Origin of the sequence: Hymenobacter negativus, assembly GCF_017571495.1 — a bacterium.
Classification (GTDB): domain Bacteria; phylum Bacteroidota; class Bacteroidia; order Cytophagales; family Hymenobacteraceae; genus Hymenobacter; species Hymenobacter negativus.
The window spans coordinates 1-14,645 of record NZ_JAGETZ010000024.1; the positions used below are offsets into that span (position 1 = coordinate 1).

A 14,645-nucleotide genomic window follows, 5' to 3' on the forward strand; every position below is an offset into this window, starting at 1 on the left:
GCCTGGCTGGACATCTCACTTGGAAGACGACGGCCAAGAACTCGTCCTGCTGCCGCCTAATAGCCCTGACAGCACTGCGGCCCCCATCCAGCTCACCATCAGCTGGGAGGGCAACCGCCTGCGCGTGGGCACCGGCGCGGTGGTCCAGCCCGACCACTGGGACGAGAAGCACCACCAGGTGAAGGTGCAGAAGGGCACCCCGCACGAAACCGTCAATGCGCGCCTCAACCGCGCTGCCGAAGCCGCCGCTGATGCCCAAGCCGCAGCCACCCGGCAGGGCCGCCAGCTGCCCAAGGCAGAGCTAAAAGCCGCCGTCGAAGCATCGCTACTCCTCACCCCGGTGGCGCCAGAGCCCGCCAAAGCCGAGAAGCAGGCTTCTGGCTTCGAAGCGCTGCAGCGCGAATGGATTACCGAGCAAATCAACCGGCCCCGGGGCGACGCCGGCAAGCCGATGGCCAAAACCACGAAGGCCGGCATGCTGGCCACGCTCCAGCGTTTCCTCGACTACGAACAGGCCCGGAGCATACCGCTCGACATCGAGACGATGGACCCGGCCTGGTACCAGGACTTCCGCACCTACCTGCTCGATGAGCTGGGCCAGGGCGTGAACACCTTCGGTAAACACATCAGCCGCCTTAAAACCTTCCTCACCTGGGCAGAATCCGAGAAGGATTTGCCGGTGCACCGCCATTACCGCAAATTCAAAGCCCCCAGCAGACGCGGCCGGGTCGATGCGCTCAGCGAACAGGAATTGCAGCAGATTGCCGCGCTCGACTTTCGCGATGCCGCCACCCGGGAGCAGCTGCTGGTGCTGCGCGTGGAGCTGGGCCGCAGCACCGGCAAGCACCAGGACGACGAATCCGCTGACGCGTGGATTGCCCACGTTGAGCTGGCCCGCGACAAGTTCTTGGAGTGCTGCTACACCGGCCTGCGCATCAGCGATGCCAACCGCGCCGCCTGGCAGCACGTGCGCGGCAACCTGATTGTGCTCGACGACACGGCCAAAAACGAGAATACGGTCTACATCCCGTTCTACGACGACGACGTGTTCAAGCCCGTGGAGCTGGCCGGCCGCTACGAACACCGCACGCCCTACGACCTGCTGGTGCCCGAGTGCTACCGCACCAACGAATTCCTGCGCGTGGTGCAGCGCCTGGTGGGCCTCACCCGGCTCAAGCTCACCACCAAGATTGGCCGCAAAACCTTCGTGACCCTCAAGCTCTACGCCGGCGTGCCGAGTCGTACCATTATGCAGGCCACCGGCCACAAAACCGAGGAGGCCTTCAACCACTACGTGGGCGTGGACGAGCTCAAGATTGTGGAGGAATTCATGCGCAAAGCCACCCGCCGCCGGGCCGCCTAGTGTGGCAGTTTCTGCGGCAGTTTTTTGGCCATACGACGCCATGCCGTGTAGTGCCACGCCAGGCAAAACACCCCTTGCACGCCCGCTGGCCGCAAGCAGGCACCTCCCCTCCCCTGGCGTAACACCCATTAATTCCTTATGCGACCACAAAAAAGACCCTCAGCAGCACGCTGAGGGTCTTTTTTATTTTCCGTGTCAGTCCATTAAAAAGCTCCGAATAGTGAGTCGGGCCTTTTTGATAATTCGATAAGTTAGGCGAATAAGCCTCAGTCTATTCTAGTGCGAGGCGGATAAGTCGATAAAATCCGTAGCACAGCCTGATGCTGGCCAGCCGTAGAATCAGACTTCTACTGTGATGCCTAGCGAGGTACGTAGCTTTTCAATAGACTACTTGTTTTAATTAACGGTTGAGGTAGGCTTGCACGTCGACGGCGAGCGGGCCCACTGCCAGTACCGCGTTGCGTAGGCGGGTTTCGGTGCAGTTCAGGATATGGCACCAGTAGTTCACCTCAAGGGTGGACTGGACGTTGATACGGGTTGGGTCGGCGGGGGAATAAGTGGGTGGCATAGCAAAAAGGGCATTTCAGTGTAGTGAGCGTCCAGCAATCTGGTCGTAGTGCTGGAGTTCATCGGAGAGCTGGGCTATCCGTCGGTTGAGTTCGGCTTGCTGCGCAGGGGTACGGTGTGGCAGCATGTCGCCGGGATGAGTGACGTTGGCGTTCTGGAGCCAAGCGTAGGCATCCGCCAAGTGGTCAAAAGTAGCCACCGTTGGAGCCCGCAGCTGACGCACGGCCTCGCCGGTGAGGTGCTTGAGGAGCAGACTTGGGGCGCATACCCAGGCCAGGTACTCGATGCCTGCCAGCCCCAGGTGGGGCAGGTAGTCGCGGGCCAGCCACGGCGGAGCACTAGGGCTCATGCCAGTCAGGTCGGTGTTGTTATTAAGAATTCTTGGGTAGGTGCGCTCCAAAAAGCACTGCGCAATGGTCAGGCAGCCTGCCTGCACCTGAGCCAGGGAAAGATTGCCGCGCCAGTCAGAGAATAGCCAGTTATTTTTCGTGTCGAAATAGACCGAAACGATGGGAGTATCCTGTAGTAGCAGTAGGTTCATTGCGGCAGGAACAAAGTATAAATGGAATAAAAAATGTGCGCACAGGCCAAGGGTTGGTATCCTGGCGCCGGCTAACAAGGCGCTGCTGTCAGTCTAAATCGAAGGAGAACTTAATAAATAAGTCGAAGCGCATCTTGCCGACCAGTTCGGGGGCTTCCTGAAGCAGGCGTTCGTAGTCAGCATAATAAGCGCGTAGCAGTTCTTTTTTGTGTTCGTAATTGTCGCTGTTGGGTAAGGTATTTGTGGGCATGAGTAAGCCTATAGTGGGAGATAGCTGCGGAAGGTACAATGCTGTCACGAGACAATAAAGGGCAAAGGCAGACAGATATTATTTTCAACGCTGAGCGCCATTGCATCACGTCTGAATGCTGGCCCAGCATTCCGCTACCCCCTTTCCTTCTATACCCAACTTACTAGTAGGACCAGAATGGTTGCACTGCTTTTTCCCGCATGCTGGCAAGGCAAACTATTTATGCAACGTGACGCCTGCTAATAATGGTTTGGCAGTAATTTAATAGTGCTCCTTGCCTCACTTTGGCCGCTGGCCTGTTGCCACCAGCGAAGCACAGCAAGGTCGGCGGGTCGGCCAACCAAGGCTTTCTGCTGCAAAATGCTTGCTAGGCGGAGCAGCGGCAACCCCAGATGCCAGTGACAATTGGCTTGGAAAGCTGACCAATCGGTAAAGTCGTTTTCATAGGCACAATCCAGTACGGCGCCGTGCTGTCGCGCTCGTAGGTAATACTTGCCTGCTAGGTCGCCGGCGGTTAGGGGCAGTGTAATGGGCTGTTCCCAAAGTGTAACGTGCCAGCCCATGGCCTGCAGTAGCTCAGTCAGCTTAGTAAGCTTCGCCGGGTTGGGCGGCAGCAAAAGGTCACAGTCGGCTACTAAGCGGCGGGGTAACTTGGGGCATTGCAGGCGTAATGCAAAGGTGCCCAAAACCCCAAACGGCATACCGGACGCTACCAAACAGTGCAGGGTGCGCAGATAGAGCCGGTTCTGAGCAGCCGTCATGCCGAAACCAGGGTGGCGCGGCTGAGTACCTGGCTGTCGGGGTCCCAGTCGCCGGAAAGTGTGCCATCAGAGTGTAGAATCAGCTTTTGTAGCACGCCAGTGGAGTTGGCGGCTTGCAGGGCAGGGTAGCTGGAGGTTTCAAAAATGACTTCTGTATCCTGCCAGCGGTAGTGCTCATTGTAATAATAATAGCCAAAGGTGCTGCCCGTGTACTGCCAGCCGGGACGCGGGGACTCCAGCGTAGGCACCACGGCTGCCAGCAGTGGCTCGATGGCTACCCGTTGCGCTTCAATCCAATCAGTAAAAACGTTAGGCAGGTAGCTACCCTCCAGCCGGCTCAACTCCCGAAATACCACCTGCCGCACGCCCAGCCCGGTGGCCCAGGTTAAATAACGCTCTACATCCGGCAGGGTGGCAATGCCCATCTGTGTGAGAATGCAGGAGTTCTTCACGGCCAGGTACTGATGCAGCCAACGCACGGTGTGGCCATACACGGCATTATGACGAATGGGCTGGTTGCGGTTGAAACGCATAATCTGCTGGTTCACGGCTTCATCGTCGTGGCAACGCGAGAGTTCCAACCGGCTCAGGCCGAAGTCCTGCAAGGCCAAGCCCAGGTCGGGACTGGCCACAAACCCGCTGCCATTCGTGTACAGTACTTTTTCATCGAATATCAGGCCTTCGTGTTCCAATTGCGTTAGGCACGCCACCAACTCACGCAGCCACTGCGGCTCAGCCGTAGCTTCCAGGCCCGATAGGCTCAGGCCCAACGGCCAGCCCCGAAAAGGCCAAATGGTCTCCCGTAGGCGTGTAAAGTAGGCCGGATAATCGTCAATGAGGCGCTTGGCCGTGAGTTGATGGCCATCGTAGCGCTGCAGCTCTTCGGAGCAGAACGCACAGTGCGCCGTGCAGCGTACTGCATTGGCAAACGGTGTAAAGGTAAGGCCGGGCCGCAGCCACCACCGCTGCCCAAACGCCTCCACCGATTTCGGTTCCACAGGCTCGTAGCAACGCCACCCCTGCTGTCGGAACTGCGCCAACTCGGTGGAAGTAGCTGCCACTCGAAACTGATTTCGAAAAGAACTCATCAATACACTGGAATAGAGGGAGTATGCCGAATGTACGCGGATTTTATCGCCGGTAAGGTGCGCAGTCAGACTAACCACTTTCCAACCAAACCACTACTACACCGAGTAATGTGGTAGCCGATGCAACAGCCAATTAAAGCAAACAAAAAATCCCGCCGATTGCTCGGCGGGATTTTTTGTTTGCAACTTGAGTACTAGCAAATTACTAAACCCATTTGTTGTCCAGCGAAGCGCCGTTCACGTCGAGCTTGTTAGCCGAGATTTTCAGGCGCAACACCATCGAAGCTTGGGTTTGGTCGCCACGGGCGTCGAAAGACTCCTCGTAAGCCACGCAATATGCTTCTTTGAATGCGATTTCTTTCATCTTCGAATCTTGGTCACCGCGCTTGAACACGATTTTACCCTCGGACCGTTTGTACGGGTCAAGCATCCAGCTGATAAGCTTGGTGCTATCAGTCGAAACGATGGTTACATCGACCGTACCACCTTGCACTACGGATGAGGGACGACCTTTATCGTCAGTGGTCTGGTTGAACTTGTAGCTACAGCTAACTACTTCGCATTCTTCGCTGCCTGCAGCGTCAAAAACAGCACTAAATGAGGCCATGGTAAAAAGGGGTTTGTGGAAAAAAATGGAAAGAATTACGCAAAATGCGCGGGAGAAGAAAACCTAAACAGCAATATTAATTTTCAGCAACTTACAAAGAATTCTGAAAACATCATGTTGTTTTATTGTTGCGCATACTCTGCACTCCAGTCACGACCGGGGTTATCCGGGTCATCGCCTTTGGTACCATCGAGCGATACAAGGAAGGTTTTGGCCGGGAAATAAGGCACCATGTGGATGTCAAGCAAGATACGGTCCTTTTGGTCCGGGTCGCGCTCAAACTTTTTAACGGAGAATTTCTCAATGAGTTTTCCGGGGCCGGCAATACCATCCAAAAAGCGCACAATCTGGTTCTGAATGTCCATGCGCATGTTATGGTCCCAATTCTCGAAGGCGCGACGGTTGAGAAAATCAATCAGCACCTTGGTCACATAGTCGAACACACGTACCACAGAATAAGTCTGCAGGCCAATGTTGTCGCCATTGAACAGCGTTTTGGCAGAGAAAGCCATTACGCGGCCGTACTCGTTTACCATTGGCACGAGACCAATTTTTTCAAGGTTGGAAATCTCGCTTTTGCGAAGCGGAAACTTCACACCGTCCACCTCATTCAGCGTGCCATGCTTGCGGCCAGCCGTTACCTGCGAGGCCAACGTGGAGTAGATGCGTCCTGCCAGCGCCGACGACGGTGGCACGAACATATCTTCCTCCTCTCCTATCTCTTCGAGCTTGCCACGGCCTACCAGCCAGTTGGCCGTCATAATGACGTTTGATTTATAGGCGTCACCGCCAGTCAAGTTAGCTTCCTCGAAGAGTTCGATAACGTCCTCAGGCGTATCATAATGCTCGAAATCGGTTACGAGCATTACTTTATTCTTGTGGGCAATCTTGGCCCACTTATCCACTACCTTGTTGGAACCCAAGTAGCCGGGCACCACCAGCAGAGAGTAGTTGTCGCGCAGGTCGAGGCGGTCATAGTTCTGCTCCAGCTCGTTGGATACAGCATCGATGAACGTGGTGTTGTCAAGGTCCTGTAGTTGGTCCTTATCCGCATTCATGACGGAAATATTTTTCACCTCGTCCTGGTCCGTGTTGCGGAAGAACAGAGCGACCGAGCGGTAAGCCTGCTCCAGCTCGTGGGTAGCTTCCACAGCTGTTTTGAGGTTGTTGGTCAGCTGTTGCTGGGCCTCTTCTACGCGCTTTGAGCCTTGCTCTACGGCGTCGGCCACATTTTCGGTGCTGCTCAGAAGCGAGTGCCACAGTGCCAAGCGCTTTTTAAGCTGCTGGCGGTCGGCTTTCTTGCTGTCTTCGGAGAGAAATATTTTTTTGCGGGCTTTCTTTTCCGGGTTGAGGTTGGAAGCGCCGTCAATGGTGGTTTCGAGCAAATCGAATCCGCCCACTTTTAGCAGGGCCTGGGTGCTTTGTTCAAGGGCCGGGCCGGCTGCTTCGCGGGTCCGGTAGCCGGACGCCGCATCTTGCTTTTCAAGTGCCATATTATTGGAAAGGGCAATAAGTCAGGAAGTAGAGATGCGAATTGAAAATTACTCCAACTCGTCCATCATGGCCTGAATAGCCGTTAGAAAGGCGGCTTTGGTTTCGGGGTTCTCCAAGGCGGTTTTCAGGATTTTGTTTGACTTGAGCTGGCGTAGCAGCTTCTGCAAGTCATCCGTCTCAGAAGAAAGGCTCTGCAGAAAATTGCTTTGATTGATAATGCCTTTTTTGCCAAAGTCGCCCAGTGAAGCAAAATGCAGCTTTTCGGGCACAGTTGCTCCCTGCGCATTTTCAAACTCCACATCTACTTCAGGCTTGAAGTGGGCAAATACTGCTTCAGGAGTTTTGAGGCCCTCTACCACCTGAGGCCGCAATGGAGCATTGGTGGTGAGCTTTTGCACTAACAGCGTGCGATTGAGGGGAATGTCTGAGATAGATTCTGAGGCATTGTCGAGCTTACGCTCCTGACCGCCGATTCCGTACGTGTACATAGAAGAAGGGGTAGGTGGGGCAACCGAACGCGCAAAGATGCGTCGCAGCCAACCAGTAAAGGCATTCATTAAAGCTGGCTTTCCATCTTCGTTACGGACAGGCACAAGCTAGGGTTGACCGGATGAGGTTTTTTTTATCTTGGAGCCGAATACTCCATTAGTTGGCCCCTAAGCTACGGGAAAAAAGTTTTCAATGAACCCTGCCCCCGTTATTTCACGTAGCCGAAACGTCCAGCTTGCCTTTCTTTCACCCTTTTGCCACCTCTAGCCCTTGGCTTACTCCGACAACCTCAAACGCAGCCTGCACATTGCCCAGGCCGTAGCCCACGAATACCGCCAGGCGCACTACGCAGCCCCGCACCTGCTCACCGCATTGCTGCACAACGAAATAGGCTTGGCTTCATGGCTGGTAGCCACGCTCGATAAAGACATCCACTACCTGCGTGAGTGGGCCGAAGTGCGCCTCGAAGACCAGCCCAAAGCGGCCCGCCCACCCGAAATGCCCACTCCAGCCCCTGAAGTGGAGCAAGTGCTTGAAATGGCCAACTTGGTGGCGCTCCAACTTTCTCGCGACCAAACCGACCCGCTTAGCACCCTTGCCGCGTTGTTGCGGCCGGGCCTCGCTTTTACCGCTGAGCAGCTAAAATCTTTTCCGCTGACGCAAAAAGAAATAATGGACGCGGCGCAGGCCGAAATGCCCGCCTCCGCGATTACAGAAGCAGCTGAGCCGGGCACGACAAATGCGGCAGCTCCAACCAGCAAGGGCGGCGCCCTGGCCACTTACTGCACTGACAAAACGGCCCAGGCGCGAAATGGAAAGCTTGACCCCATTGTGGGGCGCGACCGCGAAATCCGGCTAGTGGCCGAGATTTTGGGTCGGCGCACCAAGCCCAACGTCCTGCTCATTGGCGAGCCAGGCGTGGGCAAGTCGGCGCTGGTGGAGGGTTTTGCCCAGCAGATTGCGCTGGGATTGGTGCCGGTGCATTTGCGCGAAGTCACGCTGTTTGAACTGGATTTGGGCACGCTAGTAGCGGGGGCTTCCTATAAAGGCGAGGTGGAAGACCGCATCAAAAAGGTGCTGACTGAAATCAAGCAATACACCCGCGCCATATTATTTATTGATGAAATTCATGTGCTGCTCGACCCTAAGGGCAGCGCCGGCAGCGGTATTGCGCAGCTGCTCAAGCCAGAATTGGCCCGGGGTGAGTTGACGGTAATCGGGGCTACGACCAATGACGAGTACCGCCAGTACATTGAAAAGGACGAAGCCTTCAACCGACGTTTCGACATCGTACGGGTGGAGGAGCCCACCTTGGTGGTAGCCGAGCGCATGCTGGAACGCGTGCTGCCCATCTACGCCACCCACCACGGCCTCACGCTAGGCGAAGGTACCGTGGCCGAGGCCGTGCGCTTGGCTAAGCGCTACCTGAAGGACCGGCAGCTCCCAGACTCCGCCATTGACTTGGTAGACCGTACGATGGCGGCCATTCGAATGCTGGACGAGCAGGCCGTAGCTGGCCTCACGCAGCTGCAAACCGACTTTGAAGCCCTAACCGCCCGGCAAGAAGAGCTGGGCGAAGCCGATTACCTGCGCGAACTGCGGTGGTTCCTGTATCAGGTGCAAAACCAGGTGAGCCAACTTTGGCTGAACCAGCTAGAGAACGAGCAGCAGCCTGAAACGCTGGAAACCAGCGCCGAGCTGGAAACTTACCTGCGTGAGATTCTGGGTGCCGTGCTGGCCCTGGCCGACAACAAGAAGGAAAGCGTGGAGAAGCAGGATATTGCGGCCATTGTATCGGGCAAAACCGGCATTCCGCTGGGCAAGCTGCAAAGCAACGAGCGCGAAAAGCTGCTGCGAATGGACCAGATTCTACAGAAGCGCGTGGTAGGCCAGGATTTCGCGGTGAAGGCTATGTGCGCGGCCATTCTGGAATCACGGTCGGGGCTGACGAAGGCGGGGCAGCCGATAGGCTCCTTCTTTTTGCTGGGTCCTACAGGCACCGGCAAAACCGAGCTGGCAAAGGCGCTAGCCGATTTTCTATTCAACGACGAGTCTTTCCTAATTCGCTTCGATATGTCGGAGTTCAAGGAGGAACACTCAGCTGCGCTGCTCTATGGGGCACCTCCCGGCTACGTGGGCTACGAGGAAGGCGGGCTGCTGGTGAATAAAATTCGGGAGAAGCCCTACTCGGTAGTGCTTTTTGATGAGATTGAGAAAGCCCACCCGTCGGTGTTCGACATCTTCCTGCAAATACTGGACGAGGGACGCCTGCACGACCGGCTGGGCCGCGAGGGCGACTTCTCCAACGCCGTTATTCTCTTTACCTCCAATATCGGTTCGGAGCAAATCAGCACGGCATTCCAGGCTGGCCGCGTACCAGCCGCTACGGAGCTGATGGAAACCATGAGCCGCCACTTCCGGCCCGAGTTCCTGGCGCGCCTCACCGAGATTGTGCCCTTCGCTCCTATTTCGGAGGAAAATGTGGGGCGCATTTTCGACATTCACCTCCGGCCACTGCTGGAGCAGCTGCGGCGGCAGGGCATCACGCTCACACTCAGCGAGGAGGCGCGGCAACACCTGGCGCTGTCAGGATTTACGCCACGCTACGGTGCCCGACCCATTACTGGTGTGATTCGGCAGCAGCTACGGCGGCCCATTTCGCGGCTCATCATCAGTGGAGAAGCTCGCAAGGGGACGGTGCTTACGCTAAGCAAGCCCGAGGGCAGCGAGGAAGTAGTCTGGACCACTACACAGGAGGCCGAAGCCAGCGAGCCAGATGCTGAAGCCGCCACCACACCAACCATTGCAGCCGCTGCTGATGTGGCTTAAAGGTAATTTGCGTTAGCAACACGAGGACCTTAAAGTTTCACTTCGGCTCGCGTAGGAGCATGCTGGAGGGAGCTTTCCGCGGCTTTTACAGCTGAGGTAAGGCTTCGGGATGCTCGTGCTGCTAATACAAACTGCTTTTTCGTTCGGCCTTGCCCAAGATATAAAAGCCTAGCTTTACCAAAACAAGGATTTCGCTTTACTAATACGCTTATGGCATCGTTCTATGCGGAACTTGAAGTAGAAGGCCACACCTACCCAGTGCGCTGGTGCCAGCTCGGTTTCGAGCAGGCTACCTACGAGCGCGGCCGGGTGCAGGGCAAAGTGCGCCACCGCCTCCTCCACCTCACGCTCGACGTGCCCGACGGCGACCAGCTGCTGGCCTGGGCCAACACGCCCACTAAGGCGCTGGCTGGCCACGTCACCTTTTTCGAAACCAACCGGCTCACGGCCCGCGAAACGGTTGGTTTTGCTACGGGGTACTGCGTAGGCTACGAGGAAACCTTTGCCTCCGGTGATGGCACGGAAGGAGCCTACGTGTGCCGGCTCGTCATTTCCACCGATAAGCTGGTGCTCACCCCCGGCGGGCCAAGCCGGGCGTTGGGGCAGGCTGCCATTCGGGATTACGCTACCACGCCCGCCGATGCGCTGGTAGCGCAGGCGGCTCCCCCCCTGCCCGACAAGCTGCAGCGCTACACCGCCCGCATGAATATGATGCAGAGCGCCCGTACCAAGCTGGCCACTGTTCCCGACGACCCTGCTCAGAATGCGCTGACGCGCTTGGAACGCAACAATGTGGCCGTAGAACGGGCCAAACTCAGCGCCCACGTGTACAAGAGCGATGAGTTTAACTTGGATGAGATGGGTAACCCAACCACGCTTTCCACCCCCGAACCAGAGGGCTGGCACATGCTGGCGGGCGACGACCTTGCCAGCCGGGGCATCTCACCAGATATGCTGCTCGACCCCAAATCCGGATTCAAGGCGGCGATATATCAGTCATCGTTTGAGCAGCCGCCGAAGCTTGTTCTTGCCTTTGCAGGCACAGAGGATAAGAAAGACATCATGGCTGACCTCCGCCAGGGCATTGGCTTGGAAGACAAGCAGTACAACCAAGCCATGCGGCTAGCCAAAACGCTGGTGAGTGGTACGGACCCGCTCGATGTTGAAACCACCGGTCACTCGCTGGGAGGTGGCCTTGCCAGCGCTGCAACCGTTGTGACTGGCACCAAAGGCTACACGTTCAACGCGGCGGGGCTGCACATCAACACCATTAAGCGTGCGCCTTACGAGGTTTCACGGGCGACAATGCAGGAGCAGGGCTCGTTGATTGATGCCTACCGCTCAACCTCAGACCCGCTCAACAACGCGCAGAAAGCCGCCGTTGTCACGCGCGGCGTGGTCTTGCCTAAGGCATTGGGCATTCCCCGACTGGTGGCGCCGGCTAAGCAATGGGTTCACAACTGGAGCGAGTTGGTGACGGGCAACCCGCTAACAGCCGCAAAGAATATGGCCCTGCATGGCCACGGCATCAGCCCCCAAATGGTGGACCACATTGAGGCCGAAAAGGATGTTGACACCGCTGTGCTCACCAATTACATCGGGCAATGAGGTGGCCGGGCTTCCCTTCTGCTCGCAGAGTGCATACGGCCCGGCAGTGGCAATACCTCTTTGTAGTATTTCTTTTCCCTTTTCATCTATTTGGCTGTATGCAAGCGGTTAACAATCCCATTTACAAGCACGCACCGGAGGAATACTTTCCGGCTTCGCCAGCCCTGGACGTAGCACGAGCCATTCGGGCCGATGATGTGCCAGCGTTGGATGCCCTGTTTGCCCAGCACCCAACCCTCGACCCTAATCTGGAAGGCCAGCAAGGCGTCACCTTTCTCTTCTGGGCTTACTCCCACCACCATGTGAAGTCGATGAAGGCGCTGGTTGCCCATAAGGCCGACCCCAACCGCCCACTGCACCTGCCCAATGGCAAAGGGGGTACCGATACCACCCACCTGCTCAACATTGCCACCGAAGGCCCCAAGGATGAGCTGCTTGTGGCCCTGTTGGACCTGGGAGCCAACCCGAATGTGGTGGATGAGCGGAAAGTACCAGCCTTGCTCAACGCCGTGTACATCAACAACTACACCCGGATGAAAATCCTGCTCGACCACGGGGCCGACATCGATGCAACCGACAGTGCAGGCGCTACCGCAGCGGCTACCCTAGCCAGTCTCAACAACTTTGAGATGGTACACTATCTGCTCGAACGCGGAGCCGACTGGCGTAAATCCAAAGGTGAAGTTGCCCTCTGGACCCAGGAAAATGACATTGGCAATGCACAAGCCACGCAGTGGCAAATCAAAGTAAAACACCTACTGGCGGCTAAAGGCGTCAAGTTTCCGGTACCTTCATCCGGAGCAGCGCGCTTCCACGATGCTCGTACCAAGTGGGAACAAACGCCTGAAGGCCACACCTGGCGCGTCAAGCTTGACGCTTTAGGAGCCCAACCCGACGTGGTAGGCAAAGCCTGGACGAAAGAGGAACTGGCAGCCCGCACAGCGATGCGAGCCTGGATGCAGCGCGAGGGCATTCCCATGCCGCCCCTATAGCCTATTGCGGCGTTTGAATTAATGAGTTAGCTACAAGGGGTGTGTGACTGATATAACGTTGAAAGCGAATATCAATCACACACCCCTTGTAGCTAACTCATTTCGCACAGTTGCCCCTGTTGCCCTACGCTATTACAGTCGATTTAAGCACGACCTCATAGGGCAGATTCATGGCTGACTGGCTAGCTAGCAGCGTCTGTAGTTCCTGGGACGCGCGCTGCCACTCGGGTGCCGTGAGGCGGCTGGGAACCTTGGGCGTGAGCTGCACCCGAATGCAGCGAATGAAGCCCGCCGTGGGCGTGGTTCCAGTCTGAAAGCCTTTCTCAATGTCGATGGCAGCCAAGTGCGGGCCCAGTTCAGCCCAGCAAGCGGCTTTGATGTCGGCCAATGTCACGAGGCGGTTGCGGGCCAGTAGGTTGCGACGCAGGGCGTGGGTACGCTCTTCGGGTCGGGGCCGCTCACGGCCACCGCTGGTAGTAGTGAGCAGGCGCACTTCGTCGATGTAGTGGCCATCGTGAATGCGCAGGCGGTTGCCGGCGGGCAGGCGGTTGCCACCCTCACCGTTGCTCGACCAATATTCGAGGTACACGCTGTCGTTCACGTTTTGGGGGCGCAGCAGCAGGTAGGGCACCGGCTGCTCGGCGGCCCGGCTCCGGTCGAGGCGCTCTTCGAGGCGGGCCAGGTTCTGGTCGAGCTCGCGCAGGATAGAGCCAATAAAGTCGGTGCCAGCGGCCGTGAATGCACGGCTTTCGTCGCGTAGCAGCTCTAGCAACTCGCGCAGGGCCTCCCGGCCGGTACGTGTGTCGAAGCGGCCCACACCGTGCGTGCGCAGCGTGTAAGTGTCCGTTGCACCTTCGGAAAGGTCGCTGAGCGTGGTAGCTCGATACACAACGTTGCTGAGGCTGTACACGTCGCGCACGGCCAGGAAAGGCTCGTCACTGGCCAACGGAAACAGATTGAGCGCTGGCTGCAAGCGGAACAGCACCTTGTGCAGCCGACGGTTCAGCACCGGAAAGCAGTTCAGGGCGCACAGCAGCTGGTCGAATGCTTCGGGGGGCAGGGCGTGGGCAAACCGCACCTCCAGCCACACCAGCGGCTGCGAAAGGGCTTGTAGCTCGGTTTCGGGGCTGGCAAAAGCCGTCGTCAGTTCCGTCGGGTACGGACGGCGCACGTAGCTGGCCATGGCAGTGGCAGGGGCCGAAAGCTGCACAAAGGACGGAAAATAAAGCGCCCGAATCTGCTGCTCGACGCGCTGCAGGAAGTCGTATTCGCCATCGAGCGGGCTGGTGGTGCCAGCTATCACCGAGGGTTCGGGGAGGCCTTGGGTAGCGGCAAGCTCGGCATTGCCCAGCAACCACCGCTCGCCGGGCAGGAAGGCGGCGTAGCTGGCGCGGCGCGGCTCGTTCAGCCAATCAAAATAAAAGATTAAATCACCCAGCTCCACCCCTTCGGTGGGCAGGTCCAGGCCAATCCAGAGGCGGCGGTACTCGGCTGGCGGCGGGGCCACGGCCTGGGCTACCACACGCTTCTGGCCAGAGGGCTCTACCTGCCACACGGTCGAATCGGTGGCGAGGCAGCGTACGCTACCACTCACAAGACGAGTGACTTGCAGCGGCGAAAAAAACATTTCCTGCCCCGCTACTTTACGGCCCACAGTAGGCGGCTCAAACACGAACTGGGCATCGTCGGGAAGCTTTACTACCGCCTCGCGGGCGCGGGCCTGGGCAATGGCGTGGGCCGGATGCGGTGCATCCACTACGTCTGGGTTTAGCAGCGTGGCCAGGCGCTCAATCAGCCGATACTGGGTGTTGTGCAGTTCCTGGCCGATTTTCTCGAACTCTACCGCACAGGCTTCCAGCAGCAGGTTTACCAGCGGGTCGAAGCCGTCGAGGTCGGCCTCGGTATAGCCCCACAGTTCGGCAGCCTGGCGCGTGAGGCGGCTCTTGATACTGGCTTTGCTGAAATCGGCAGCGGCGGGCGCCGGAAAAGAAAGAGGAGGCAGCACAGGCGAAAGAGGAAAGGTGTTTTTATGGAATGTAAAGAACGTCATGCGGCG

12 protein-coding genes are annotated in these 14,645 nt (G+C 57.4%); 4 read left to right on the forward strand and 8 right to left on the reverse strand.

The window, feature by feature from the left end; all coding sequences use genetic code 11:
- Positions 1-1,363, forward strand: a 1,363-nt coding sequence (locus tag J4E00_RS28325; protein WP_208178731.1) for a phage integrase SAM-like domain-containing protein, incomplete at its 5' end; no start/stop codon positions are given.
- 400 nt (positions 1,364-1,763) lie between these two features.
- Here J4E00_RS28325 and J4E00_RS28330 read toward each other — a convergent pair.
- From J4E00_RS28330 to J4E00_RS28360, 7 genes are all read right to left on the reverse strand, one after another.
- Complete coding sequence (locus J4E00_RS28330) at positions 1,764-1,931, reverse strand: DUF3606 domain-containing protein (RefSeq protein ID WP_208178732.1); 168 nt, start codon at positions 1,929-1,931, stop codon at positions 1,764-1,766.
- A 15-nt stretch (positions 1,932-1,946) separates the two neighbouring features.
- Positions 1,947-2,471: an STAS/SEC14 domain-containing protein gene (locus tag J4E00_RS28335; protein ID WP_208178733.1), complete on the reverse strand. Its 525-nt coding sequence runs from the start codon at positions 2,469-2,471 to the stop codon at positions 1,947-1,949.
- Positions 2,472-2,559: 88 nt separating this feature from the next.
- A complete protein-coding gene (locus tag J4E00_RS28340; RefSeq protein WP_208178734.1) occupies positions 2,560-2,721 on the reverse strand; it encodes a hypothetical protein in 162 nt (53 codons plus the stop codon).
- Positions 2,722-3,478: 757 nt separating this feature from the next.
- Complete coding sequence (locus J4E00_RS28345; RefSeq protein WP_208178735.1) at positions 3,479-4,570, reverse strand: hypothetical protein; 1,092 nt, start codon at positions 4,568-4,570, stop codon at positions 3,479-3,481.
- A 205-nt stretch (positions 4,571-4,775) separates the two neighbouring features.
- On the reverse strand, positions 4,776-5,177 hold the full coding sequence (gene tssD, locus J4E00_RS28350; RefSeq protein ID WP_208178736.1) for a type VI secretion system tube protein TssD: 402 nt from the start codon (positions 5,175-5,177) through the stop codon (positions 4,776-4,778).
- Between the two features lie 122 nt (positions 5,178-5,299).
- Positions 5,300-6,670 (reverse strand): DUF5458 family protein, encoded by a 1,371-nt coding sequence (locus J4E00_RS28355; protein WP_208178737.1) that lies wholly within the window; start codon positions 6,668-6,670, stop codon positions 5,300-5,302.
- Between the two features lie 48 nt (positions 6,671-6,718).
- A complete protein-coding gene (locus J4E00_RS28360) occupies positions 6,719-7,159 on the reverse strand; it encodes a hypothetical protein (RefSeq protein ID WP_208178738.1) in 441 nt (146 codons plus the stop codon).
- 271 nt (positions 7,160-7,430) lie between these two features.
- On the opposite strand from J4E00_RS28360, the gene J4E00_RS28365 reads away from it, so the two are divergent.
- From J4E00_RS28365 to J4E00_RS28375, 3 genes are all read left to right on the forward strand, one after another.
- On the forward strand, positions 7,431-9,989 hold the full coding sequence (locus J4E00_RS28365) for an ATP-dependent Clp protease ATP-binding subunit (RefSeq protein WP_208178739.1): 2,559 nt from the start codon (positions 7,431-7,433) through the stop codon (positions 9,987-9,989).
- Between the two features lie 210 nt (positions 9,990-10,199).
- Positions 10,200-11,597: a type VI secretion system tube protein TssD gene (tssD, locus tag J4E00_RS28370; protein ID WP_208178740.1), complete on the forward strand. Its 1,398-nt coding sequence runs from the start codon at positions 10,200-10,202 to the stop codon at positions 11,595-11,597.
- A gap of 98 nt (positions 11,598-11,695) precedes the next feature.
- On the forward strand, positions 11,696-12,589 hold the full coding sequence (locus tag J4E00_RS28375; protein ID WP_208178741.1) for an ankyrin repeat domain-containing protein: 894 nt from the start codon (positions 11,696-11,698) through the stop codon (positions 12,587-12,589).
- A gap of 124 nt (positions 12,590-12,713) precedes the next feature.
- Here the strand turns inward: J4E00_RS28375 and J4E00_RS28380 are convergent, their stop codons facing one another.
- Entirely contained in the window at positions 12,714-14,594 is a 1,881-nt protein-coding gene (locus J4E00_RS28380) for a type VI secretion system baseplate subunit TssF (protein WP_208178742.1), read from the reverse strand.
- Between the last annotated feature and the right edge of the window lie 51 nt (positions 14,595-14,645).